This window comes from Pedobacter soli, assembly GCF_900101435.1.
Lineage (GTDB): Bacteria > Bacteroidota > Bacteroidia > Sphingobacteriales > Sphingobacteriaceae > Pedobacter > Pedobacter soli.
On sequence record NZ_FMZH01000006.1, the window covers coordinates 2,902 to 26,599 of the forward strand.

Consider the following 23,698-nt stretch of genomic DNA (forward strand, 5'->3'; position numbering starts at 1 on the left):
AACTAACACCTGCAAGCATAGAACTAACACCTGCAAGCATAGAACTAACGCCTGCAAGCATAGAACCAATACTTCAGGCAAACCTTATCACCCTTTTTGCCGGGGACAAGGAGAAATAAAACAACAAGAGCTTTAAGATTAGCATCGCTGAGCACTTCGTGGTTCCTGCCTGCGCGGGAATGACGGATCTGCTAAGGGAATAATGCAGCTCCTTTCTAGCGCCATCCATCCCTCGACCGTCACCCTGAACTTGTTTCAGGGTCTCTCCACAACCCACGCGAGCTTTAAAGAGATGCTGAACCACCCCTCTCCACCTGTCCTGGCAAGTGTTCAGCATGACGACAAGAGGGAGAACGCGCACCGGGATCTTCTGCACCCTGCCCTCCGGCATAGGAGATGATGGCAGGAGAAGCTGTTGAAACTTATGCACAGCCCCACAATACCCCACAGAACCAAAACAGAGGCAAGAACGATTTTTCTTCGTTCCTAGCCGCTGTTGCCAATAAAGTTTCGACTAGCTTATCCAACATCAGATCCAAGCCTTGATTTTTGGTTACCTTTTTATCAAGAAAAAGGTAAGAGCCCCCGCGGCGGTGAGCGGAAGAAATAAAAGCTGCTGAAAGCAGCTATAGCTTTAAGATTCCCAATCAAGTTGGGAATGACGGATCTCGGAAGGGAGTAATGAACGTCCTTCGACTACGCTCAGGATGACAAGCTAATGTATAAAACCTCTGCACCTTGCCATCTGCACCCTGCCCTCCGGCATAGGAGATTTTCGCAGGAAAAAGCACGAAAAGCTCTGCACTGCCATTCATGCCCCCACTGCCCAAGGCAGGAACAAGCGCGTGTATTGGGCAAGGCGTGGGTAAGCGCCTGGAAACTGCCGCCATTAAGGTTTTCGTAGGTTTTTACAAGAAAGGCTCCAGGCCTTGATTTTTGGTTACCTTTTTATCAAGAAAAAGGTAAGAGCCCCCGCGGCGGTGAGCGGAAGAAAGCCTGTGTATACGGCATAGATAGCGAAAGCATTAAGATTCCCGCCTGCGCGGGAATGACGGATTTGCTAAGGTATTGGAAATATTCTTCTAAACAGATTGCCTGCCTGCAGCAGGCAGGCTTCAGCTCGCACAACCCGGCTTCGCAATGACGGATCGTGGATGGGAGTAATGAACGTCCTTCGACTACGCTCAGGATGACAAACTAAGAGGTACAATTCATTAGTCCATCCCCCTGATCCGATAGCTATCGGATTTGTTTCAGGGTCTCTCCATAACCGACACGAGCAATAAAGAGATGCTGAACCACCCCTCTCCACCTGCCCTGGCAAGTGTTCAGCATGACGACAAGAGGGAGAACGCGCACTGGGGGTTTTCTGCACCCTGCTATCTGCATCCTGCCCTCCGGCATAGGAGATTTTTGCAGGAAAAAGCACGAAAAACTTTGCACCTACTTTCATGCCCCCACTGCCCAAGGCAGGACCAAGCGCGTGTACTGGGGAAGGCATGGGTAAGCGCCTAGGAACTGCCGCCATTCAGCTTTTCGTAGGTTTTTACAAGAAAGGCTCCAGGCCTTGATTTTTGGTTACCTTTTTATCAAGAAAAAGGTAAGAGCCCCCGCGGCGGTGAGCGGAAGAAATAAAAGCTGCTGAAAGCAGCTATAGCTTTAAGATTCCCAATCAAGTTGGGAATGACGGATCTCGGAAGGGAGTAATGAACGTCCTTCGACTACGCTCAGGATGACAAGCTAATGTATAAAACCTCTGCACCCTGCTATCTGCACCCTGCCCTCCGGCATAGGAGATTTTCGCAGGAAAAAGCACGAAAAGCTCTGCACTGCCATTCATGCCCCCACTGCCCAAGGCAGGAACAAGCGCGTGTATTGGGCAAGGCGTGGGTAAGCGCCTAGGAACTGCCGCCATTAAGGTTTTCGTAGGTTTTTACAAGAAAAGATCCAGGCCTTGATCTTTTGTTACTTTTGGATCAAGCCAAAAGTAAGAGCGGTTCGGTGGCTAACCGAGGCAAGACGGTGCGAGGGGAAAGAAAGCAGCGATAGCTTTAAGATTCCCAATCAAGTTGGGAATGACGGATCGTTGAAGGGGATCACTACCCGCCGTCACCCTGAATCGACGCGAGCTGTAAAGAGATGCTGATCCCGATGAATCGGGACAGCATGACGACAAGAAGAAGAACACCTCATAAAACAAAAAACCTATAAGATCATTACGACCTTATAGGTTTCTTTGTGCTTTTATGCCTTAGCAGTTAAAAAAAGAACTTAATTCCATCCTCCCCCTAACGACCGATACAAACCCACTACTGCATTTAACTGCTCCGCTTTAATCGTTGCCAGTTCCAGTTCGCTTTGCAGCAGGTTGCCTTGTGCCGTAATTACCTCTAAATAGTTGGCCATACCACTTTTAAACAGCAAGCTCGCATTGTGCGATGCCTGTTGCAGCGTTTGTGCCCTTTTTTCAGCAATGCTATACTGGTCTTTCAGTTTCTCAACTTTAGTAAGTTCATCAGAAACTTCGCCTACCGCATTTAAAACCGACTGACGAAACTGAATCACCGTTTTCTCGCGGTCTATCTTAGCCAGTTCCAAATTCGCTTTCAGCTGTCCGCGTTGAAAAATAGGTTGTGTAATACCGCCCGATACCAGACCGAACAACGAAGCCGGCACGTTAAACCAGTTACTTGCTTTAAAAGAGTTAACCCCACCACTCGCCGTAATTACAAGCGAAGGGTACAAACTCGCTTTCGCCACCCCTACTTTAGCATTCGCTACATCCAGTGCGAGTTCGGCACTTTTAATATCCGGCCTGCGGCTCAACATCGCCGAAGGGAAACCTGCATTTAAATTAGCAGGGATACTCATTTTATCTAAGCGACTGGCACGGTTAATCGCTTTGGGCAAAGTACCAATCAGTACGCTTAAAGCATTTTCCTGTAAAGCTACATTTTGCTCCAGGCGCGGTACCAGCTGTGCCGCAACCAACTGTTGTGCCTGTGCCTGCTGTATCGCCAGCGAAGTTACCTGACCCGCGTCAAACTGCAGGTTAATAATCCGTAGCGTGCTGTCGTTCAGCTTTAAGTTTTTGCGGGCAATTTCCAGTTGCGCATCCAGCATCAGCAAGTTATAATAACCTTGTGCTACATTGGCTACCAAACGCGTTTGTACCGCTTTGCGTGCTTCGGCAGTTTGTAAAAAACTCGCTAAAGCACCTGCTTTTTGGTTGCGGATCTTACCCCAGATATCGGCTTCCCAGAACAGGCCCAGGTTGGCACTGTAATCTTCAATATGCGTAGAACCTGTAAACTGGTTTAAACTCAATCCGTTTAAACTGTTATCAGACGGGCGACTCGAACTGGCCGTTACCTGTAGCTTCAGCTCAGGTATATTGCCCAGTTTCGATTGTTTAAACAACACTTCGGCCGCATCGATATTTTTCAATGCAATTTGCATGTCGTAATTTTTGGCCAGCGCCGTATCAATCAGGTTTTGTACCGTAAGGTCATTAATAAAACTCTTCAGCGGCATATCGCCAACGCTTGATGAGTCCTGGGGCACTGCATTTCTAAACATTTTAGGCGCCAAACCTTCAGGCAGGGCCAGGTCTTTAGAAACCGAACATCCGCTCCACACCAAAGCAAGGAGCAGGATGGTATATAGATTAAACCGTTTCATAAACTGCATGATTATTATTTACCGGTTCTTCATGGTGACGAACAACCGCTTTTTCTTTTTTAGATAGTTTTTCCTGTAAAGCCTGGAAGATGACAAAAAGTACAGGGATGATAAATAAACCTAAAACCACACCAGATACCATCCCTCCGGCAGCACCGATACTGATAGAGTGGTTACCCTGTGCCGACGGACCCGTTGCAATACTCATCGGGAACAAACCAAACACAAAGGCCAGTGAAGTCATGATAATTGGCCTGATCCTTAAACGCGCGGCTTCTATTGCCGAATCGAACAGGCTCAGCCCTGCCCTTCGTCGCTGCACCGCAAACTCTACAATCAGGATCGCATTTTTAGCCAGCAACCCGATGAGCATAATCAGTGCTACCTGTACATAGATGTTGTTTTCGATACCAGTTAAGCCCAATACCACAAACACCCCAAATACACCGGTAGGGATAGAAAGGATTACCGCCAATGGCAGGATATAACTTTCGTACTGTGCCGATAACAGGAAGTACACAAATACCAGACAAAGCAGGAAGATCACAGTCGATTGTCCACCCGAAGAAATTTCCTCGCGGGTTTGGCCCGAGAATTCGTAGGCATAACCTGTTGGCAATTGTTCTTTAGCCGTTTCTTCAATTGCTTTAATCGCATCACCCGAGCTGAAACCCGGTTTAGGGATGGCATTTACCTCGATAGAGTTAAACAGGTTATAACGCGAAGCCGTTTCAGAACCATACACACGGGTTAATTTAACCAGCGTATTAACTGGCACACTTTCACCGTCTTTGTTTTTCACAAACACACGGTCAATACTCGCCGGATCGGTCCTGTCGGCAATATCGGCCTGCACCACTACCCTGTAGTATTTACCAAAGCGGTTAAAATCCGAAGCCTGCGCCGTACCAAAATAAGTTTGCATGGTTTGCAAAATATCTTTTACGCTTACGCCCAGCTGATCGGCCTTTTCATTATTCACATCCAGTTGCAACTGCGGATAATCGGCTTTGTAAGAAGTAAAGGCAAAGGCAATGGCTGGTTTAGCCATTAATTTGGCGATAAAGTTATTGGCTACACCACTAAATTTATCCAGCCTGCCGTTTGTTTTATCCTGCAACATCACATTCATCGCTTCCACGTTACTAAAGCCTGGCACTGTAGGGAAACTGAATACAAAGAAAGTACCCGCAGATATCGCGGCCATTTTAGCCCTTACAATATTCTGGATTTCATCGATGTTTTTTACGGCTCCCCTTTCTTCATTCGGTTTTAACAATAAGAAAATCTGTCCGGCCGAAGGACTGTTCGATGCCGTTAAGAAGTTATAACCCGCCAGCGACATCACGAACCTCGCCGATGGCATCGCACGCAATTCTTTTTCGGCCTGTTGCAATATTTTATTGGTATTGGCTAACGAAGTTCCCGAAGGACTAGCCACCGCAATGGCCACAAAGCCTTGATCCTCTGTCGGGATAAAACCGGTTTTTGTTCTGCTTACCAGTAAAACCGTAATTGCAATAATGATAGCCAAACCAGCCATGCTGATCCATTTATTACGGATAAGTACTTTTAAGCCGCCAATATAGCGGTTGGTCATGTAGTTAAAGCCACCGTTAAAGCCTGCATAAAACTTCTCTACAAAACCTTTTTTAGGGGCATGGTGATCGCCTTCGGCATGTTTGTTCTTCAAAAATAAAGCTGCCAGCGCCGGACTTAAAGTTAAAGCGTTAACCGCCGAGATAATAATGGCGATGGCCATGGTTAAGGCAAACTGTTTGTAAAAGATCCCTGTAGAACCTGTCATAAAGCCTACCGGTAAAAATACCGCCGCCATTACCAGCGTAATCGATATAATGGCCCCGGTAATTTCGTTCATGGCCTCGGTAGTGGCTACCTTAGGGCTCATGCCGGGATTTTCTTCCATTTTGGCATGCACCGCTTCTACCACCACAATCGCATCATCTACCACAATACCAATGGCCAGTACAAGGGCAAACAGGGTTAACAGGTTAACTGAGAAACCGAACAGCTGCATAAAGAAGAAGGTACCAATAATGGCTACCGGTACTGCAATAGCCGGAATTAAGGTCGATCTGAAATCCTGAAGGAAGATAAACACTACAATAAATACCAGTAAGAAGGCTTCAATCAAAGTATGTTCCACCTGGTTAATCGATTCATCAAGATCTGTTTTAGTACGGTAAAACTGGTTGAATTTAATTCCCGCAGGAAAATCTTTCGATAGTTTGGCCATCAGTTTATCAATCGCAATCTGGATTTCATTGGCATTAGAGCCTGATAACTGAATTACCCCAATCGTAATCCCATCACGACCGTTTAAACGGTTAACACTGCTGTAGCTATAAGCACCCAATTCAACACGGGCCACATCTTTTACGCGCAATATCGAACCATCAGCATTAGAGCGGATGGCAATGTTTTCGTACTCCTCAGGTTTCGTAAGCTTACCTTTATATTTAATTACATATTCAAAAGCCTCGTTACTGCGTTCGCCCAAACGGCCCGGCGCTGCTTCCAGGTTTTTATCCTGTATCGCACGCATTACTTCGTTAGGGGTAATCTTATAGGTAGCCAGCTGACTTGGGTTTAACCAGATCCGCATCGAATAATCTTTAATCCCCCCAAATACACTGGCAGAACCTACTCCCGGAATACGTTTAATTTCTGGGATGATATTAATCTGCGCATAGTTGTTAACGAAAACCGCATCGTATTTTTTAGGATCTTCGGAGTACACCCCTATTGCACCAATAAAGCTGTTTTGCTGTTTCGTAGTGGTAATACCATATTGTACTACCTCGGCAGGCAACTGGCTCGTAGCCTGCGAAACCCGGTTCTGCACGTTAACCGCTGCCTGATCGGGGTTGGTACCTTGCTGAAAGTAAACCGTGATGGCCAGCGTACCATCGTTACTGGCAGAGGAAGTCATGTAGGTCATGTTTTCCACACCATTAATTGCTTCCTCCAAAGATGGAGTAACCGAACGTAATATTGTTTCGGCATTAGCCCCCGGGTACACAGCAGTTACCAATACCGATGGAGGCGCGATATTCGGAAACCGCTCTAAGGGTAACTTTGTTAGGCCCAGTATACCAACTATTACCAATAAGATGGAAATAACAGTTGAAAGTACCGGCCTGTTTATAAATTTCTGAAACATGACTTTTAAAGTTTATTGTTTTTATTTTTTTGTATTAGCAACAGCTACTTTATCTGCTGCTTTTTGAGGTTGGATCACCATGCCCTCCTGTAACTTATCAATGCCGCTTAACACAATCTGGTCGCCTACTTTAACCCCCTCTTTAATCAGGTAATTTTCGCCGGCTTTACCCACAATGGTAATGGCTTGTTTTTTAACCTTACTGCTATCGCCAAGGGTAAACACAAATACTTTATCCTGCATTTCAACCGTAGCCGATTGCGGTACCAGGATGGCATCGTTATGCAATAAACCCAAACGGATTTTACCGGTATTACCCGAGCGCAGCACGCCATTGGCATTCGGGAAACTGGCCCTTAACGTAATGGCACCCGTGTTTTTATCAAACTGGCCATCAATCATATCTATTTTTCCTTTAACCGGATAAGTAGAATTATCGGCCAATACCAGTTCTACTGCAGGTAAGTGTTTAATCCTGTCGGCAGGGCTATTGCCCGGGTAATTGTTGTTAAAGCTGTTGAAGTCGTTTTCGGCCAGCGAGAAATACACATGCACTTCATGGATATCCGATAACTGGGTTAAAGCAACCTGATCGGTTGGAGATACTAAACTCCCTTGTTTTTTCGGGATCCGGCCAATATAACCGCTTACGGTAGCCTTCACATTGGTATAACCCAGGTTAATTTGTGCCGAAGCTACATTGGCTTTAGCCTGCTCGGCATTGGCTTGTGCAATTTTGTAGGCAGTTTTAGCTGTTTTTAACTGAATATCAGAAACAACCTTGTTTTGCACCAATGGCGTTAACTTATCTACCTCCAGCTGGGCATTTAAAATAGCAGCTTCAGCAGCATGTAAACTGGCTTTGGCATTGTTTAAAGCCTCGCGGTAAGGGTTTTCGTTAATTTTAAAAAGGGTTTGACCGGCAGTAACATAAGCACCTTCGTTAACCAGTACACTTTGTAAATAACCACTTACCTGTGGGCGTACATCAATATCAACAGCACCTTGTATAGATGCCGGATATTCGATATAGGTCGTTTCGGCACCTCCGTTAACCGAACTTACCGGTAAAACGGGTGGTGGTGGCGCAGCAGCACCTTGCTGGGGTGCCGATTTGCAACTCGCCAATACAATTGCCGCAAAAGCGAGAGCGAAAGTATATTTAACAAATGTAAATCGTTTAACAGTGTTAAATAATAAAAACAAACGATGTAGAGATTTCATATGATTTTAAATTATAATGGATTTAAGATGTATAAACTATTTAACAGTGTTAAATAGCAGGGTAAAAAAAAATTAACTATTAATAGATAAGGTAATTCCCTTAATAGCGTCTTTTAAAATTTGCTGGTTCAGCTCGTTGGTTGTTCTGCCGTCGGGGCGTACCAGGTTGATGGAGATCAAACCGTGTATAATCGACCAATAGGTGTAGTACTTTCTACAGATATCATCTTCCGATACCGGCTTTTTATCGAATAACGATTCAATTACATCGCCCAGCATACCGCCCACATTTTCTGCTTCGGGTAACGAGTTTTTAACGGTGCAACAAACCATATCCACACCGTACATCAACTGATAAAATTCTTTATGCGCAAAGGCGAAGTTCCAGTAGGCAATCCACATGGCTTCCATCTGGTCGGCTGGTGCTTCGTGCTGGTCGCGGGCTTCTCGAATGTCTTTGGCCAGCATCAGGTATCCTCTTCTGGTTAACTCGAGCAGGATGCCTTCTTTGTTAGAAAAATATTCGTAAATAATCGGTGCAGTATATTCGATCTGATCGGCAATTTTACGCATACTCAATGCCTGCCAGCCTTCTGTTTGAACAATGTTCAAGGCAGCATCCAGAATTTTGGTCCTGGTTTCATCTTTTAAACGTAGTATTCTTTCTTTGCTTCCCATGACTGGAATATAAGGTGTAAATAATCTAACACCGTTAAGCAAATGTAGAACCAATTCCAGAATTCACCATCATGCAATTGTCAAATAGAAATTCGCAGCCTTAAAATAGCCTTCCACTGCGTTGAAACAAGCTTTTTCAATTGTGCCAATATCCCGATGAATATTTTTACCATTATTTTTCATTACTGACAAGACCTGACATTTTTTTATTTTGGAAAGCAAGTACAGTGGTCTTTTTGGCAGTGCAGCCCTGCCCTTTATTACAAAGCCGCTCCCGGCGAATAACCGGGATGCGTGTTTTCCATTCCGGTCAGGTTTAGTTTGCAGGGCCTGTTTTTCAAACTTCCAGGCTCCCCTCATCCACTAAAAGCCCCTGTTGTTGTCTAACCACACCTCCGGGATCGTCATTGCGAGGACAATTTTTCATTGGCCGAAGCAATCTGTTCATAGTATATTTACTCACCACCTCAGACACCTTAGGCCACCTAAGCATTTTATCTCAGGTGTTTTTACATGTCTTAGGTGGTAATATTATGATGTATAACTACCTCAGACAACTTAGGGCACCCAAGCATTTCTCCTCAGGTGTTCTTACATGTCTTAGGTGGTAAATTATGGTGTATAACCACCTCAGACACCTTAGGCCACCTAAGCATTTTACCTCAGGTGTTCTTACATGTCTTAGGTGGTAAAATATAATATTAGTAATGAACCATATAAGACAAATAAGATACATGTAAGCTTGGTTCTTAATTTATGCTTAACTGCCTTATATGGTAAAAAAGAACGGAATACAAAGTGATTATTTCTTTGGTTCCTAGCGCCTTAGTAGTTAAATAACTTAGTTATTCCAGATAAAAGGTGCCTGCCTTACAAACTCAACTGCTCTTAACTGATCCATAATAAACTGCGCAAGATTAGCGGCATTAATCTGATCGCCGGTACAATTGATTAACCCCATGCCAATTGATGTTTGTTCGTCAGTTTGCATAATCAACGGTAAACGGATCAGCGTCCAGTCCAGCTTACTTTCAGTCAGGATGTCATATTCCTTTTGTCTGTTGGCAGTCGACACCGGAAAATGATCGTACATCCATTGGGTAGCTAAGCGGGTCTTTTCGTCCTTGTTATCTAAAGGCGTATTTACATTCAAGCCCGTTAATGCGATATAGCGCTTTAAGCCCAAGCTTTCTATAGCAGTAATAATGTTTACCGTCGACTGGGTAAATATAGTCTTCTCACTCGCCGGATTACCTAAACCCAGCGCACTGATTACCACATCGCAACCATTGATAAGATCCTGCACCACCTCACCATCGCCAACATCGCCTGTGGTAACCGTTAAAGCTGAATGATTAAACCTGATTTTTTCCGGATTTCTGACCAAGGCTTTTACCTGGAAGTTTTGCGCCAGCAGCGCTTTTAAAATATAAGTACCAGCTTTACCTGTAGCACCAATTAAAGCAATTTTTAAATCTTGCATGATGTTCTCTTTATAAAATTTGGAAAATAATGTTTTACCCCTGTATCGGATGATAAGGGCAATTCAGAACAGGGTTCTGTCGCGGAAATATTTTATAAAGAGATTTTAATGAGACTAATATACGAAATTTTCCGTCATTTCGACTGAAGTGCAACGGAATGGAGAAATCTATCTTTGCATAAAAGACCCTGAAACACCCGTCCGACCGGCCGGGCGGAAGTTCAGGGTGACGAACCGCAAGAGTGATCGTCATTGCGAGAAGGCTTTTTCTGCCTACGAAGCAATCTCACTAGCATGTAAGATTGCTTCGTCGTACCTCCTAGCAATGAAGTATCTGAGATTATTTAATCCCTAAACTTCTTCATGAAGTTGCTTACGCTTTCTTCTAAATTACCTTCGGCAATGGCTTTAACGAAAGCGGTACCTATAATAGCACCATTGGCGTAGCTACAGGCTTTATCGAAAGTCTGTTTATCGCTGATCCCGAAACCAATCATCGTTGGGTTTTTCAGGTTCAGGGCTTTAATGCGGCCAAAATATGCTTCGGTGGTATTACCCACTTCTAAATTTTTACCTGTAGTAGCCGACGATGAAAGCAGGTAAATAAAGCTGTTGGTTAGCCCGTCAATTTTATGGATGCGTTCTTCAGCGGTTTGCGGGGTAATCAGAAATACATTGCTCAGGTTGTGTTTTTCAAAGCATTCCTGGTAAAATTCTTCATATTCTGCCATCGGCAAATCGGGTACAATGCAGCCATCTACCCCTACTTCGGCACAGGCTTTACAAAAGTTTTCTACACCAAACTGCAAAACCGGGTTCACATAGCCCATCAATAAAACCGGGATAGTTACATTTTTACGTAAGTCTTTCAACTGCTCGAAAAGCACCTTAAGCGTCATCCCCTGATCTAAAGATTGCTTGCTGCTGGCCTGAATTACCGGTCCATCGGCAACAGGATCTGAATACGGAAAGCCGATTTCGAGAATATCAGCACCCGATTTTTGCAAAGCTTCGGCAATTTGAATGGTATCGCCCAGATTAGGGTAGCCAGCCGTATAGTAAATTGATAATATATTTTTCTTCTCCTGGAAGAGTTTTTTGATTCTGTTCATTTTCTGAGATTTGAGATCTGAGACTTGAGATGTGAGACTTGAGATATTAGACTTAGCTCCTCTCTGGAAAGCCCGCCTACTCATATCTCATATCTATCGTCTCAAATCTATAAGTTAAAATATTTAATATACGTATCCAGATCCTTGTCGCCGCGGCCGGATAAGCAAACAACTACATTTTCGCCACCTTTAAATTCCATTTTTTCCAGGTACGCCAATGCATGTGCACTTTCTATCGCCGGAATAATGCCTTCCAGTTTGGTGCACAATAAACCCGCTTCCAAACTTTCATCGTCAGTAATGGAAACATATTGGCCACGACCGGTTTTAAACAAATGCGCATGTTGCGGACCAATACCAGGGTAATCCAATCCGGCAGAAACCGAATGCGGCTCTACCACCTGACCATCTTCGGTTTGCATTAAAATACTCCGGCTACCATGTAAAACGCCTTCTTTACCCAGATAGGTTGTTGCAGCTGAGAATCCGCTCGAAACCCCTTTACCTGCAGCTTCTACTGCGATGAGTTTCACATTTTCATCGTCCATGAAGTGATAAAACATCCCCATGGCATTACTACCACCACCTACACAAGCCAGAACGTAATCGGGTTGGTCGCTGCCGGTTTGCTCTAACAGTTGTTTTTTAGTTTCTTCTGAGATGATAGACTGGAAAATGGCTACCATATCAGGGTAAGGGTGCGGTCCCACTACCGAACCAATGATATAATGCGTATCAACAGGGTTGTTAATCCAGTCGCGCATGGCCTCATTAGTAGCGTCCTTTAAAGTTTTACTACCCGAACTTGCCGGAACTACCTTTGCACCCAGCATTTTCATACGGGCCACATTCGGTGCCTGACGCTCAATATCTACCTCGCCCATGTAAATTACACACTCCAGGTTGCGCAACGCACAAACTGTAGCTGTAGCCACACCATGCTGACCAGCGCCCGTTTCGGCAATGATCCGTTTTTTGCCCAGCTTCTCGGCCAGTAAAATCTGTCCGATGGTATTGTTAATTTTATGCGCTCCGGTATGGTTCAAATCTTCCCTTTTCAGGAAAATATTGGCGCCATACTTTTCAGAATACCTTTTAGCCAGATACAATGGCGAAGGGCGGCCAACATAATCTTTCAACAGCTGATGAAACTCCTTTTGGAAATCAGGATCAGCAATAATCTTTAAATAATTCTGACGCAGTTCTTCTACATTCGGATAAAGCATCTCGGGGATGTACGCGCCTCCAAAATCTCCGTAATATCCTTTTTCGTTTACTTTGTATTTCATATCTTTTGTTTTTACCCCTGATTGAAACCAGGGGTAATGATTTCTTTTATAAATTCTTTAATTTTTTCAGCATCCTTCAGGCCTGGTTCCGTTTCGAACCGGCTGTTAATGTCCAGGGCATATAAACGGTCGTCGTTTATATTTTTAATAGCAGTGGTATGTTCCAAATCAATTCCACCGCTTAAAAAGTAGGGTTTAGTGTAAGTATATCGGTCTAAAACAGACCAATTAAAGGTTTTGCCCGATCCGCCATGTGCCTTCGTTTTGGTATCGAACAGAAAATAATCTGTCGTAGCTAAGTAAGCTTCCAAAGCCGAAAAATCGAAATCTTCATCTATTCCAAAGGCTTTAATCACTTCTAAATTAGGAAAGTCTGATTTTAGTTCGGCACAATATTCAGGCGTTTCGCTCCCATGCAGCTGAACGGCTTTTAACTTTAAGGAGCTTATTTTCTCTTTTACGGTTTCAATGTCTTCATTTACAAACACGCCTACAGTTTTAATTTCAGCAGGAATGTATTTGATTAATTCTGCCGAAACATCGCTGATGGCTCTCGGAGATTTTTCATAAAAGATAAAGCCCAGATAATCGGGTTGTAGCCCGGCAACCGCAGCAATATTAGCGGCCAAACGCATACCGCAAACCTTTAATTTTAGCATGCCAGTAATTGTTTAAAACTGTGTAACGCTTTTTTGCTCATCAGCGATTCTTCTGCTTCGTAATAACAATCGGCAAACGACAGTTCTGGTTTTATCGTCCGGATGGCCAATGCCGAATTGCAAAGTACCACGTTATTCTGCACATCTGTGGCCTCGCCATTCAGTACATCCATAAATATTTTAGCCGATGATTCTACCGTATCGCCTCCTTTAATGGCATTTACATCCACTTTTTCGAAGCCCATATCCTCGAGGGTTAAAATCTGCTCACCTTTGTTGCTAAAGGTTTTCACATCACAGGTAAGCGAAACCTCATCGTAGCCCTCCAGTGCATGCACAATGGTATAATTTTTATCGGTATCCTGATATAAATAAGCGTACAGGCGGGCCAGCTCCAGGCTAAATACGCCTACCATCTGGTGTTTGGGCTGCCCCGGGTTAACCATTGGTCCCAGCATATTGAAAAAGGTTTTTACGCCCAGTTCTTTTCTTATTGGCGCTACAATTTTCATGGCCGGATTAAAAAGCGGCGCATGCAAAAAGCAAATACCTGCTGAATCTAAATTACGCTTTAAGGTAGCTTCATCGTTGGTAAAGCTATAGCCCAGGTATTCCATCACGTTTGATGAGCCACAACCCGAAGAAACTCCGTAGTTGCCATGTTTGGCAACATGATGACCTGCTCCCGCCACCACAAACGATGATAAGGTAGAAATATTAAAGGTGTCTTTGCCATCGCCACCGGTACCGCAAAGGTCAATCAGTTCGTAAGCCGAAAGGTCTACCTTTACGCACATATCCAGCATGGCATCTCTAAAGCCCTGCAACTCCTGCACCGTGATATTGCGCATGGCATAGGCCGTAATAAAAGCTGCAATTTGCGAGGAATTAAAAGCACCTTCCGAAATGGAAATTAAGATGTTTTTAGCCTCTTCCCTGCTAAAGCTTTTGTTCTCAAATAAATGGTTTAATATCTTTTTCATGTTTATTGCTCAATCGCAATGGTTTGTGTCTCCACAAACCATTTATTTATTTTTATTGCGGTTCGTGTCCGCACGAACCATTTATTTAAACTCCGTTTGCCTATTCTTTTTGCCACAGATAACACAGATTTATCTGTGTTTATCATTTTTATCTGTGGTTCATTTCCATAGTTCGTGTCTGCACAAACCATTTACTTTTTTTATTAACCACCCCGTCCTGCGGACACCCCTCCTTTGGAGGGGAAGGTCGAAAAAAAAGAGGATTGCTTTTTGGGCAATCCTCTTCGTTGTGTATAAAATATTTTAAAATATATAACAATAGAAATGCCTAACGAATTTCGTTATGCCACCACCAATTGTTATTTAAGTTTTTAATTATCATGTTTGTATAAAGCAAATATTGATATACTTTTTTAATATTCCAAAATCTTTCTGAAAATATATGGCCTTTTTTAAAAGAAAAGTACAGTTTAACGATGATTTCGGTTTCGGATCCAATCCCGTAGCCAAAAATCAGCGCATGCTTAACCCCGATGGCTCAGCCAATATTGAGCGTACCGGCCTGCCCTGGTTTAAGTTCGATGATACCTACACACGCCTGGTTACCATGAGCTGGCCCCGTTTCTTTCTGGTTATTCTGGTGGCTTACCTGCTGGTCAACACTTTATTTGCCATACTTTATAACCTCATCGGGATCGAAAATTTAGTTGGCGCAAATGGCATTACGCTGCGCGATCAGTTTTTCGATGCCTTTTTCTTTTCGGCCCAAACCATCTCTACCGTTGGGTATGGACACATTTCCCCGCAAGGCTTTATTACCAGTGTGCTGGCTGCTTTCGAGAGTATGCTCGGCTTACTGGCCTTTGCCCTCGCCACAGGTTTATTGTATGGACGTTTTAGCCGCCCTACTTCAAAAGTTAGTTTCAGCAAAAAAATGGTCATTGCACCTTACCAGGATGGCCATGGTTTAATGTGCAGACTAGTTAATTTACGCCGCAACCAGCTCATTGAAGTGGAAGTACAAATGGTGATGTCGTACAATGAACTGGTTGACGATAAACAGGTAAGGCGTTTTTACCCGCTTCATCTGGAGCGCGATAAAATCAGTATCCTTTCCTTAAACTGGACGCTGGTGCATCCTATTACGGAAGATAGTCCTTTGTTTGAAAAATCACTGATCGAATTGCAACTGGCAGAAGTTGAGGTGTTTGTGATGCTAAAGGCTTTTGATGATACTTTTGCCCAAACCATCCATACGCGTACCAGTTACCAGGACGAAGAAATTGAAATGGATGCACGCTTTGAGAAAATGTATTACCATAACGAGGCCGGTAAAATGGTAATGGATTACAGTAAACTGGACGAGGTTACGCGAACGGTTTAACCGATTATCCTGACAACAGCCAAAACAACATTTTATTTTTTTGAAAAGCAATTGCATAGCTAGTCGGTCCCAGCAGTCCCGCCTTACGCTACAATCTTTTTGCACCACGGTCTTCTAAAGCATGAAGGAACTGTTTTCATCGGCAACAAACACTTCGTATTCAACGTTACTACAAGCAAAAAGGATTTCTGCTACAGTCGGGTTTAGACGGGTTGGTTAGTGCAATAAACAGCAGTACCGTGGCTCACAATCCCCCCCTCTCATAGAGGTGTCCGCAGGATGGGAAATTTTTAATGGTTTATAAAACTCAAAATATCCTCATACAACTGGTTGCCACCAAAAATCATCTGGCTAATCATTGGTACGTGGCTTTTGCCTTTAATTTCTTTCAGCTCAACCGCAACGCCGTTGGCTTTTAGTATTTCGTAAAGTTTTGGTGTTTGCAGTTTAATGGCACCATAAGTTTTAGCACCATAAAAAAGCAGGTGTGGGTTTTTAATCTCGTTTACATATTCCATCGGTGAAGCGGTTTTCCAAACCTCAGCCTGTTCGGTAAAGGTTCTGATGAAATCGAAATAATAATGATCCTTTTCTGCAGTGCTTAAATATTCGTGCATATCCAGCCCAAAAGGATCGTTAAGGATTAACCCTTTGATCGGGTTCGCTATTCCTACCTGTTTAAAATATTTAGGATCAGCGTTAATCAGTTCAGCCAGGTGCCCGCCTGCCGAATGGCCCATTACAAAAATCTTATCGGGACTTGCAGAATAATCAGCCATATGTGCTTTAACCCATTTGACGGCTAATGCGCAATCATCGGCCATTTTTTCGTACTGCACACTGGGCGCCAGGGGGTAATTGATAATAACCGTAACTACTCCCTTACGGGCAAAATTACGGCCCAGCCACCAGTAAGTTTCTTTCTTACCGCTACTCCAGGAGCCCCCATGAATAAAAACCAATACCGGCTTACTCTTGATGCTATCGTTTTTGTAAAAAATGTTCAGTGTATTGGCTTCATCGGTATTGCCTGCGTAATTTATATTTTTTACCTTTTTAACCTGAGCCGAAGCGAGTATAGTCTGGAACAAAAGCATTAATAAAACAAGGGATTTATACATAATCAGGATTTAGCATCGCTAGTGTAAATAAACGAAATTGTTGTAAGGGTGGATTTCTTGAGGGGTATCAGGTATTGAGATGCAAGTATCAGGTATCAAGTACAAGATTTTTATTAAAACCGCCAAACCCTAACCGCTAACCTCATTTACCCTTTAATCAGCGGGTTCTTCTCTTTTGCAAACAAATCAAAAACCTTTTTATCTACAAAAGCCGGAAAGAGTTTATTCATCAATACGGCCAGTTTTCCCTGTCTGGTCATTACCAGAGTGCGTTTACGCTGTTCAATACCATCGGCAATAATGCTGGCTACCTCTTCTGACGACATCATTTTACCTTCATCCATACTGGTTTCGCCGTGAGCCGCACCATCTTTTGACAAGGCAGTTACACGAATGTTCGAAGCCGTAAAGCCGGGGCAGGCTACCATTACATTTACACCTGTTTTAAGCAACTCTGTACGCAACGACTCCATAAAACCATTCATGGCAAACTTAGAAGCCGAATAACCTGTACGGCCCGGTAAGCCCCGGTAACCCGCAATGGATGATACGCCTACCACTGTTCCTTTGGTTTTTAAGATTTCGGGTAAGGCATATTTGGTGCAATACACTGTTCCCCAGAAATTCACGTCCATCAGGTTTTTCAGCACGGATAAATCCAGATCGTTAAACAAAGCGCGCATCGATAAACCGGCGTTATTAACCAGAATATCAATTTTTTGAAAAGAAACGAGCGTTTGTTTAATAATCAATTCGCAATCAGCTTCTTTACTCACATCGGCTTGTACGGCTACCGCCCTGATGTTATATTTTTTTTCTAAATCGGCGGTAATTTCACAAAGGGTAACATATTGGCGGGCAGCTAAAACTAAATTGGCACCACGCTTGGCAAATTCTTCGGCACAGGCTTTTCCAATTCCGCTTGATGCGCCTGTAATGATGATTACTTTATCTTTTAAGTTCATGTATGTTGTTGGTGAGTATAAGTAGTGAGTATGGAGTATCGGGTATCAAGTATAGAGTAGCAAGTATGGGGTATCGAGTAGCAAGTATGGAGTAGTTCGCATTTAAACAAGTCTTGCTACCTGATACTTACTACTTGATACTCAGTACTAGTTTATTTCATCATCGCAGTTTCGTAAGGTACACGGGTAACAATCGAACGGCCCAGGGTAATTTCATCGGCATATTCGAGTTCGCCACCAAAAGCAATTCCGCGCGCAATAGTAGTAACCGGCACATTAAATTCTTTCAGTCTTTTATAGAGGTAAAATAAAGTGGTATCGCCTTCCATATTGGGACTTAATGCTAAAATAATTTCTTTAATACCTCCAGCAGCAACACGGTTAACTAGACCATCAATAAATAAATCAGAAGGTCCTATCCCATCCATCGGGGAAATTAAACCACCCAAAACATGATAAACACCAAAATATTGTCCCGTGTTTTCAATGGCCATTACGTCACGCGTATCTTCTACCACACAAATGGTTTCTTTATCGCGTTTGTGAGAGGTGCAGATTTCGCACACCGCATAATCAGAAATATTATGGCAAGTTGTACAGTGTTTAATCTGTTGTTTAAGTTTAATAAATGTATTGCCAAACTGGTTTACCTCCTCCTGTTCTTTGCTTAAAAGATGTAATACCAGGCGTAAAGCGGTTTTTTGTCCTACACCAGGCAGTTTCGAAAATTCGTTTACTGCATCCTCGAGTAGTTTGGATGAAAAATTCATAGTACAAAAATAGGGAAAAGGTTTATTAGTTCATTAGTCATTGGTTCATTAGTTCAATGGTTTATAGTAATAGCCACAACCTAACTGATAATTGGTAACTGAAAATTGATTATTAGTTGATGGTTGATAGCCAATATTCCGGTTTAAAATGATAATTGGTCATTGGTTATTGAATATTGGTCATTAAATACATTTTGTCTCAGGTTTTTAAACTCCGGACTTCGGACTGCTGACTTCGGACTTGATGTATTGCTTCATTTAATAGTTTTCTTTACATTTATCAGCTTAAAACAAAACTATGTCACCAACCATCCTCTTGTGTTTTTTAATTGGCTACTTCCTGCTATTGATTATTATTTCCTTTGTAACCTCTCAAAAATCGTCAGACAATAATACTTTCTTCGTTGCCAACAGAAACTCTAAATGGTACCTGGTGGCCTTTGGAATGATTGGAACGGCACTTTCGGGGGTAACTTTTATTTCGGTACCCGGAGAGGTTGGTGCCCCCGGCGGAAACCAGTTTCAGTATTTTCAGTTTGTATTGGGTAATGCAGTTGGCTTTATCATTATTGCCACGGTTTTACTGCCGCTGTACTACCGGATGAATTTAACTTCCATTTATAGTTATATTGAAAAGCGGTTGGGCCACTATAGTTATAAAACCGCTGCGTCCATTTTTTTATTAAGCAGAACACTTGGGTCGGCAACACGCTTGTATCTGGTTGTAATTGTATTACAGCGCTTTATATTCGACAATTATGGCATTCCGTTTTGGTTAACGGTTTTAATTTCTTTAGCCTTAATCTGGTCGTACACTTTTAAAGGCGGCTTAAAAACCATTATTATTACCGATACCCTGCAAACGTTTTTCCTGGTTTTATCGGTTTTCTTAACCATTTATTTCATCTGCAACAGTCTCGATTTCAGCATTCCACAGGCCTTTGAAACCGTTAAAAACAGCAGCTATTCTAAAATATTCTTTCTCGATGATTTCCTTACCAACAAGTTCTATTTCAGTAAACAATTTATCGGTGGTATTTTCGTAACCATCGCCATGACTGGCCTTGATCAGGATCTGATGCAGAAAAACCTGAGTATGAGCACCATTAAAGAAGCCCAGAAAAACATGTTCACCTTTACCGGTGTATTTGTAATCTTAAATGTTTTCTTTTTAAGTGTAGGTGCGTTATTATACATTTTCGCTGCAAAAAACGGCATCGATATTCCTTTAGATCACCTTACAGGTAAACCACGTACCGATTTATTGTTTCCGGAAATTGCATTGAATAACCTGGGTTCTGTTCCGGCCATTATTTTTATGCTGGGCTTAACAGCAGCTACTTTTGCTACAACCGATTCGGCCTTGACAGCACTAACCACTTCTTTCTGTGTCGACTTTTTAGGTATGGATAAAGCTAAAGATATCGATGAAAAAAGTGCCGTTAAAAAGCGCCACACTGTGCATGTAGCCTTTTCAGTTTTAATGTTTCTGGTGATTATTGTGATTAACGCATTGAACAGCTCATCAGTAGTGAGTTTAATTTTTACCATCGCCTCTTATACATACGGCCCGCTATTAGGCTTATACAGTTTTGGATTGTTTGTAAAAAAACGCGGCCTTCACGATAAATTAGTGCCGATAGTTTGCATATTATCGCCTTTTTTATGTTACTTGCTTGCAAGCAATTCGGCCGCATTATTGGGCGGATATGTTTTTAGTGTTGAACTGATTTTAATTAACGGTTTAATCACATTTATAGGTTTGTTGTTCATCAGCAAAAAGACTGATGCCCAAACCAGATTTTAATATTTAGCATTACAGTATATGACGAGTGAAGAAAAAATCAGAAGTGCTTTTGAGAACAAAGACTGGCAGGAAATTAAAGTAACCGATTCCTGGCAGATTTTTAAAATTATGGCCGAGTTTGTTGATGGTTTTGAGAAACTGGCTAAAATCGGTCCTTGTGTTACCATTTATGGGTCGGCCCGTACCGCCCAAACCCACCGCTACTACCAACTGGCTGAGCAATGCGGCAAGTTATTAACCGATCGTGGTTACGGGGTAATTACAGGTGGTGGCCCTGGTATTATGGAAGCCGGTAATAAAGGTGCGCATACCAACGGAGGTAAATCGGTAGGTCTAAACATTGAGTTGCCTTTCGAGCAATTCCACAATAAATATATCGATCACAATAAATTACTGGAGTTCGATTACTTCTTCGTGCGCAAGGTAATGTTTATGAAATACAGTCAAGGGTTTGTGGTTTTACCGGGTGGCTTTGGCACCATGGATGAGCTTTTCGAAGCCTTAACCTTAATTCAGACCGGTAAAATTGCCCGTTTCCCGATTGTACTGGTGGGTGTAGATTATTGGGGCGGATTAATTGACTGGATTAAAGGCACTATGCTACAGAAAGAGCACAATATCCACGAAGAAGACTTAAACCTTTTCCGCCTGGTTGATACCGCAGAAGAAGCCGCCGAGCATATTTTCCGTTTCTACGATAAGTATGTATTGAAGCCGAATTTCTAGTGCAAGAGATTCATTGGTATGGTTAACTGGTTAATTGTTTAAATCGGTTAACTGTCAAATGAAAACTGGTAACTGAAACTGGCTAATCGGTTAATTGTTTAAATTGGTCAACTGAAAACTGTCAACTGAAACTGGTTAACTGGTTAATTGTTTAAATCGGTTAACTGTAAGTTGCAAACTGTAAATTAGTCAATGGTTGATAGTTAATAGCCAAATCCATCTGATAATTGCAAACTGATAATTGCAAATTGATAACTGGTAACTGAAAAAAGTGCTTACAAACAATAAGCACTTTTTTTATGTAACATCTGAAAGGAAGTGCCATCTAAAAATAAACGCAATTAAGATGTCGAAATTTATCAACTGGAAAAGCGATTGGTTTAGCGGAAACTTTCATTTGTTTGTAGATGGGCTCCAAAAAGGGGCTATTACTTTTGGAATGTGGACGAGCAATGCCGAAAGTATGTTTGAAGATAAGAACTATCAATTTGCGAGCGAAGGATTTTGGCAATCAAGAACTAAGGTAATTGATAAAAAAACCAACGAGGTGCTTGCTATAATTACTTACGACAGCTGGAAATCGAAAGCGCTAATCAGTTTAAACACCGGCGAGCAGTACGAATGGAAATCAACTGGGGTATGGAAATCGCAATGGACGGTGAGTAATTACAAAGATGAGCACATCATGTATACTTCAAGCAGCAACAGTGGCGCAATCTCTTCTGACACTGATAATAAATTATTGATAATAGCTGGTTTATTTATTAAACAGGTCTACAACAAACGTGCAGTTTTTGTTATTGCCTGTATCGTTCCGATTATCACAACAACAACATTGCGTCATCATTAATTGTTAATTTAACCCTTTTGTGCGATGGAACAGGTATTATTTTGGAGAAAAGGTTTATTTGATAGCAGCTATCAGGTATTTGATCAGCAGCAACTGAAATTTTCGATGAATTTTAGTTCCTGGCAAAACTCTGCAATTGCCACTACCCAGACGGGTATTTATTTGTTAAAAAGCGAAGGCTTTGCTAAACCCGAAACCCGCATTGTAAACAACCAAAACGAAACTTTAGCTACGATTACCTACGATTGGCTGGGTTTTAAGGCGAAGATTGTATTTGCATCTGGCGAAACTTTCGACTGGCGTTACCAGAATAGCTGGCTAAGTCGATGGTCGCTGAATAACCTTAAAGATAAACAGATCCTGTTCAGTGCATCAGCCGGAAATGGCAATATTCACAGCAGTGTTGATGATGATATGCTGGTACTCACGGGGCTTTTTATCCGCGAGTATTATTCGAGGATATTGTTTGGGCTAATACTTCTGGTGATCTTTCTGATTGGCTTTAGGAATATTTTTTAGCTAACTGCCGGGCTAAAACTTACGAAGTCTTTCCTTCGTTCGTCCTCCTTCAGACTTCGTAAGCTACCCTAAAATCTCCTGTATTTTTTCTGTCGGGCGGGCAATAACGGCCTGATCACCTGAAATTACAATTGGTCGTTCGATAAGAATCGGGTGTTTAACCATCGCTTCAATCCATTCGGCATCAGTTAGGGTTTTACCTTTATAGTTATCGATAAAAACCTGCTCCCCTTTTCTGATGAGTGCTAAAGGTTTAATGCCCAGTTTGGCTACAATAGCCGTGAGTTCGGCTACGTTTGGTGGTGTATCGAGATAATAAACTACTTCAAATTCTTTTCCACTTTTTTCGAGCTCCTGCAAAGCGCAACGGCTTTTGCTACACCTGTTATTGTGATAAATGGTAATCATTTCGAATGTTGTTTATAGTCCGCTTACACCACCACTCACCACCAGTTTCATGGCATCGGCAGCAGTCATTTTTAAATCGGTAACCTTATTGCGCTGTACAATACACAACTGACCGGCAAATGAATAGGAAAGCGGAAAATAAACCGCAACTTCATCGGGTAAATCCAGTTTATGTAAATCGTTCTGCGTTAAAAAACCAATCTTTTTTAAACCGCCCTCTACTTCAACCAGTACCGGGTGGTTAAACTTCTTTTCGTCGCCAACAAAGGCTTCAGTTAAATCTTTTATAGAGGAGTAGATGAAATTAAGTAGAGGCAGACGGTGCATCATCCGCTGAAACCAGTTGTACATGGGTTCGGTAACCAAATTGGTTACAAAAATACCTGCCAGCAGAATAATGGTTACAACAGTAAGCAAGCCCAGTCCGGGAATATTCCTGCTTTCGCCTGTAATTGGATTAACGCCAAATACATTCTTTACGTTTAACCAGCTATCTACGGTGGTAACCGCCCAAACTACAATAAAAATACTTACGGCAATGGGTACCACAATTAATAATCCTTTAATCAGATAGTTTAAAATGGCTTTCCCTACTTTGTTCATGGTGCAAAAATAACATTTTTTAGTTCAATAGTTCATTCGCCATGGGTTCATTAGTAAAACCCATTGTCATACCCTATCGTTTGGTGCCCCACCGACCGAAATAAACTATCGAAATTGAATAATGCAGCTCCTAAATACAGCGATACAATCGCTTTTCTCAGCCATCCACGTTACAAACGTGGACGATAAAGAATAATCATTGGTTCATTTGTGCAAGTTGCATACCATAGCAATTTGCCGTTAGCGTAGGCT

At 42.5% G+C, this 23,698-nt stretch carries 19 protein-coding genes; 5 read left to right on the top strand and 14 right to left on the bottom strand.

The annotated features are described in order from the left end of the window. Positions 1-2,271: 2,271 nt before the first annotated feature. From BLR37_RS13965 to trpD, 9 genes are all read right to left on the bottom strand, one after another. Positions 2,272-3,681, bottom strand: coding sequence for an efflux transporter outer membrane subunit (locus BLR37_RS13965; RefSeq protein ID WP_090770075.1), 1,410 nt, complete (start codon positions 3,679-3,681; stop codon positions 2,272-2,274). Next, positions 3,668-6,865 (bottom strand): efflux RND transporter permease subunit, encoded by a 3,198-nt coding sequence (locus BLR37_RS13970; RefSeq protein WP_090769574.1) that lies wholly within the window; start codon positions 6,863-6,865, stop codon positions 3,668-3,670. Before BLR37_RS13970 ends, BLR37_RS13965 begins: the two co-directional genes overlap by 14 nt. Positions 6,866-6,886: 21 nt before the next feature. Continuing rightward, entirely contained in the window at positions 6,887-8,089 is a 1,203-nt protein-coding gene (locus BLR37_RS13975; protein ID WP_090769576.1) for an efflux RND transporter periplasmic adaptor subunit, read from the bottom strand. 72 nt (positions 8,090-8,161) lie between these two features. Then, on the bottom strand, positions 8,162-8,767 hold the full coding sequence (locus tag BLR37_RS13980) for a TetR/AcrR family transcriptional regulator (protein ID WP_090769578.1): 606 nt from the start codon (positions 8,765-8,767) through the stop codon (positions 8,162-8,164). Positions 8,768-9,608: 841 nt separating this feature from the next. Then, on the bottom strand, positions 9,609-10,250 hold the full coding sequence (locus tag BLR37_RS13990) for an NAD(P)-dependent oxidoreductase (protein ID WP_090769582.1): 642 nt from the start codon (positions 10,248-10,250) through the stop codon (positions 9,609-9,611). A 344-nt stretch (positions 10,251-10,594) separates the two neighbouring features. Continuing rightward, the gene (trpA, locus tag BLR37_RS13995; RefSeq protein WP_090769584.1) at positions 10,595-11,362 is read right to left on the bottom strand and encodes a tryptophan synthase subunit alpha; all 768 of its coding nucleotides are present in this window, start codon (positions 11,360-11,362) and stop codon (positions 10,595-10,597) included. Positions 11,363-11,469: 107 nt separating this feature from the next. Then, positions 11,470-12,651: a tryptophan synthase subunit beta gene (gene trpB, locus BLR37_RS14000; protein WP_090769586.1), complete on the bottom strand. Its 1,182-nt coding sequence runs from the start codon at positions 12,649-12,651 to the stop codon at positions 11,470-11,472. Between the two features lie 11 nt (positions 12,652-12,662). Continuing rightward, a complete protein-coding gene (locus BLR37_RS14005) occupies positions 12,663-13,310 on the bottom strand; it encodes a phosphoribosylanthranilate isomerase (protein WP_244154665.1) in 648 nt (215 codons plus the stop codon). Further along, positions 13,304-14,293: an anthranilate phosphoribosyltransferase gene (gene trpD, locus BLR37_RS14010; RefSeq protein WP_090769588.1), complete on the bottom strand. Its 990-nt coding sequence runs from the start codon at positions 14,291-14,293 to the stop codon at positions 13,304-13,306. Before trpD ends, BLR37_RS14005 begins: the two co-directional genes overlap by 7 nt. A gap of 442 nt (positions 14,294-14,735) precedes the next feature. Here trpD and BLR37_RS14020 point away from each other — a divergent pair, with 442 nt between their 5' ends. Then, entirely contained in the window at positions 14,736-15,677 is a 942-nt protein-coding gene (locus tag BLR37_RS14020; RefSeq protein WP_090769591.1) for an ion channel, read from the top strand. A gap of 290 nt (positions 15,678-15,967) precedes the next feature. On the opposite strand, the gene BLR37_RS14025 is transcribed toward BLR37_RS14020, so the two are convergent. From BLR37_RS14025 to recR, 3 genes are all read right to left on the bottom strand, one after another. Beyond that, positions 15,968-16,798: an alpha/beta hydrolase gene (locus BLR37_RS14025; RefSeq protein WP_090769593.1), complete on the bottom strand. Its 831-nt coding sequence runs from the start codon at positions 16,796-16,798 to the stop codon at positions 15,968-15,970. Between the two features lie 146 nt (positions 16,799-16,944). After that, complete coding sequence (locus tag BLR37_RS14030; protein ID WP_090769595.1) at positions 16,945-17,763, bottom strand: SDR family oxidoreductase; 819 nt, start codon at positions 17,761-17,763, stop codon at positions 16,945-16,947. Between the two features lie 152 nt (positions 17,764-17,915). After that, positions 17,916-18,533, bottom strand: a complete 618-nt coding sequence (gene recR, locus BLR37_RS14035) for a recombination mediator RecR (RefSeq protein WP_039481556.1) — start codon at positions 18,531-18,533, stop codon at positions 17,916-17,918. Positions 18,534-18,831: 298 nt separating this feature from the next. On the opposite strand from recR, the gene BLR37_RS14040 reads away from it, so the two are divergent. The 4 genes from BLR37_RS14040 to BLR37_RS14055 all read left to right on the top strand — a co-directional run bounded on the left by BLR37_RS14040 (position 18,832) and on the right by BLR37_RS14055 (position 22,435). Next, entirely contained in the window at positions 18,832-20,340 is a 1,509-nt protein-coding gene (locus BLR37_RS14040) for a sodium:solute symporter (RefSeq protein ID WP_090769596.1), read from the top strand. Between the two features lie 18 nt (positions 20,341-20,358). Beyond that, the gene (locus tag BLR37_RS14045; protein ID WP_029278019.1) at positions 20,359-21,066 is read left to right on the top strand and encodes an LOG family protein; all 708 of its coding nucleotides are present in this window, start codon (positions 20,359-20,361) and stop codon (positions 21,064-21,066) included. Between the two features lie 346 nt (positions 21,067-21,412). Next, positions 21,413-21,916 (top strand): hypothetical protein, encoded by a 504-nt coding sequence (locus tag BLR37_RS14050; protein ID WP_090769598.1) that lies wholly within the window; start codon positions 21,413-21,415, stop codon positions 21,914-21,916. 24 nt (positions 21,917-21,940) lie between these two features. Next, a complete protein-coding gene (locus tag BLR37_RS14055; protein ID WP_090769600.1) occupies positions 21,941-22,435 on the top strand; it encodes a hypothetical protein in 495 nt (164 codons plus the stop codon). 63 nt (positions 22,436-22,498) lie between these two features. Here the strand turns inward: BLR37_RS14055 and arsC are convergent, their stop codons facing one another. Together arsC and BLR37_RS14065 are read right to left on the bottom strand one after the other, a co-directional pair. After that, positions 22,499-22,843: an arsenate reductase (glutaredoxin) gene (gene arsC / locus BLR37_RS14060; protein ID WP_090769602.1), complete on the bottom strand. Its 345-nt coding sequence runs from the start codon at positions 22,841-22,843 to the stop codon at positions 22,499-22,501. Positions 22,844-22,855: 12 nt separating this feature from the next. Next, a complete protein-coding gene (locus BLR37_RS14065) occupies positions 22,856-23,446 on the bottom strand; it encodes a DUF502 domain-containing protein (RefSeq protein ID WP_090769604.1) in 591 nt (196 codons plus the stop codon). Positions 23,447-23,698: the final 252 nt, after the last annotated feature.

What these genes read in the sequence shown, in the direction of transcription:
- BLR37_RS14045 (WP_029278019.1), top strand. Translation starts at nt 20,359, where the DNA reads ATGACGAGTGAAGAAAAAATCAGAAGTGCTTTTGAGAACAAAGACTGG.
- BLR37_RS14025 (WP_090769593.1), bottom strand. Translation starts at nt 16,798, where the DNA reads ATGTATAAATCCCTTGTTTTATTAATGCTTTTGTTCCAGACTATACTC.
- arsC (WP_090769602.1), bottom strand. Translation starts at nt 22,843, where the DNA reads ATGATTACCATTTATCACAATAACAGGTGTAGCAAAAGCCGTTGCGCT.
- BLR37_RS14065 (WP_090769604.1), bottom strand. Translation starts at nt 23,446, where the DNA reads ATGAACAAAGTAGGGAAAGCCATTTTAAACTATCTGATTAAAGGATTA.
- BLR37_RS14040 (WP_090769596.1), top strand. Translation starts at nt 18,832, where the DNA reads ATGTCACCAACCATCCTCTTGTGTTTTTTAATTGGCTACTTCCTGCTA.
- trpB (WP_090769586.1), bottom strand. Translation starts at nt 12,651, where the DNA reads ATGAAATACAAAGTAAACGAAAAAGGATATTACGGAGATTTTGGAGGC.
- BLR37_RS13965 (WP_090770075.1), bottom strand. Translation starts at nt 3,681, where the DNA reads ATGAAACGGTTTAATCTATATACCATCCTGCTCCTTGCTTTGGTGTGG.
- BLR37_RS14020 (WP_090769591.1), top strand. Translation starts at nt 14,736, where the DNA reads ATGGCCTTTTTTAAAAGAAAAGTACAGTTTAACGATGATTTCGGTTTC.
- BLR37_RS14030 (WP_090769595.1), bottom strand. Translation starts at nt 17,763, where the DNA reads ATGAACTTAAAAGATAAAGTAATCATCATTACAGGCGCATCAAGCGGA.
- BLR37_RS13980 (WP_090769578.1), bottom strand. Translation starts at nt 8,767, where the DNA reads ATGGGAAGCAAAGAAAGAATACTACGTTTAAAAGATGAAACCAGGACC.
- BLR37_RS13975 (WP_090769576.1), bottom strand. Translation starts at nt 8,089, where the DNA reads ATGAAATCTCTACATCGTTTGTTTTTATTATTTAACACTGTTAAACGA.
- trpA (WP_090769584.1), bottom strand. Translation starts at nt 11,362, where the DNA reads ATGAACAGAATCAAAAAACTCTTCCAGGAGAAGAAAAATATATTATCA.
- BLR37_RS14055 (WP_090769600.1), top strand. Translation starts at nt 21,941, where the DNA reads ATGGAACAGGTATTATTTTGGAGAAAAGGTTTATTTGATAGCAGCTAT.
- recR (WP_039481556.1), bottom strand. Translation starts at nt 18,533, where the DNA reads ATGAATTTTTCATCCAAACTACTCGAGGATGCAGTAAACGAATTTTCG.
- BLR37_RS14050 (WP_090769598.1), top strand. Translation starts at nt 21,413, where the DNA reads ATGTCGAAATTTATCAACTGGAAAAGCGATTGGTTTAGCGGAAACTTT.
- trpD (WP_090769588.1), bottom strand. Translation starts at nt 14,293, where the DNA reads ATGAAAAAGATATTAAACCATTTATTTGAGAACAAAAGCTTTAGCAGG.
- BLR37_RS13970 (WP_090769574.1), bottom strand. Translation starts at nt 6,865, where the DNA reads ATGTTTCAGAAATTTATAAACAGGCCGGTACTTTCAACTGTTATTTCC.
- BLR37_RS13990 (WP_090769582.1), bottom strand. Translation starts at nt 10,250, where the DNA reads ATGCAAGATTTAAAAATTGCTTTAATTGGTGCTACAGGTAAAGCTGGT.
- BLR37_RS14005 (WP_244154665.1), bottom strand. Translation starts at nt 13,310, where the DNA reads ATGCTAAAATTAAAGGTTTGCGGTATGCGTTTGGCCGCTAATATTGCT.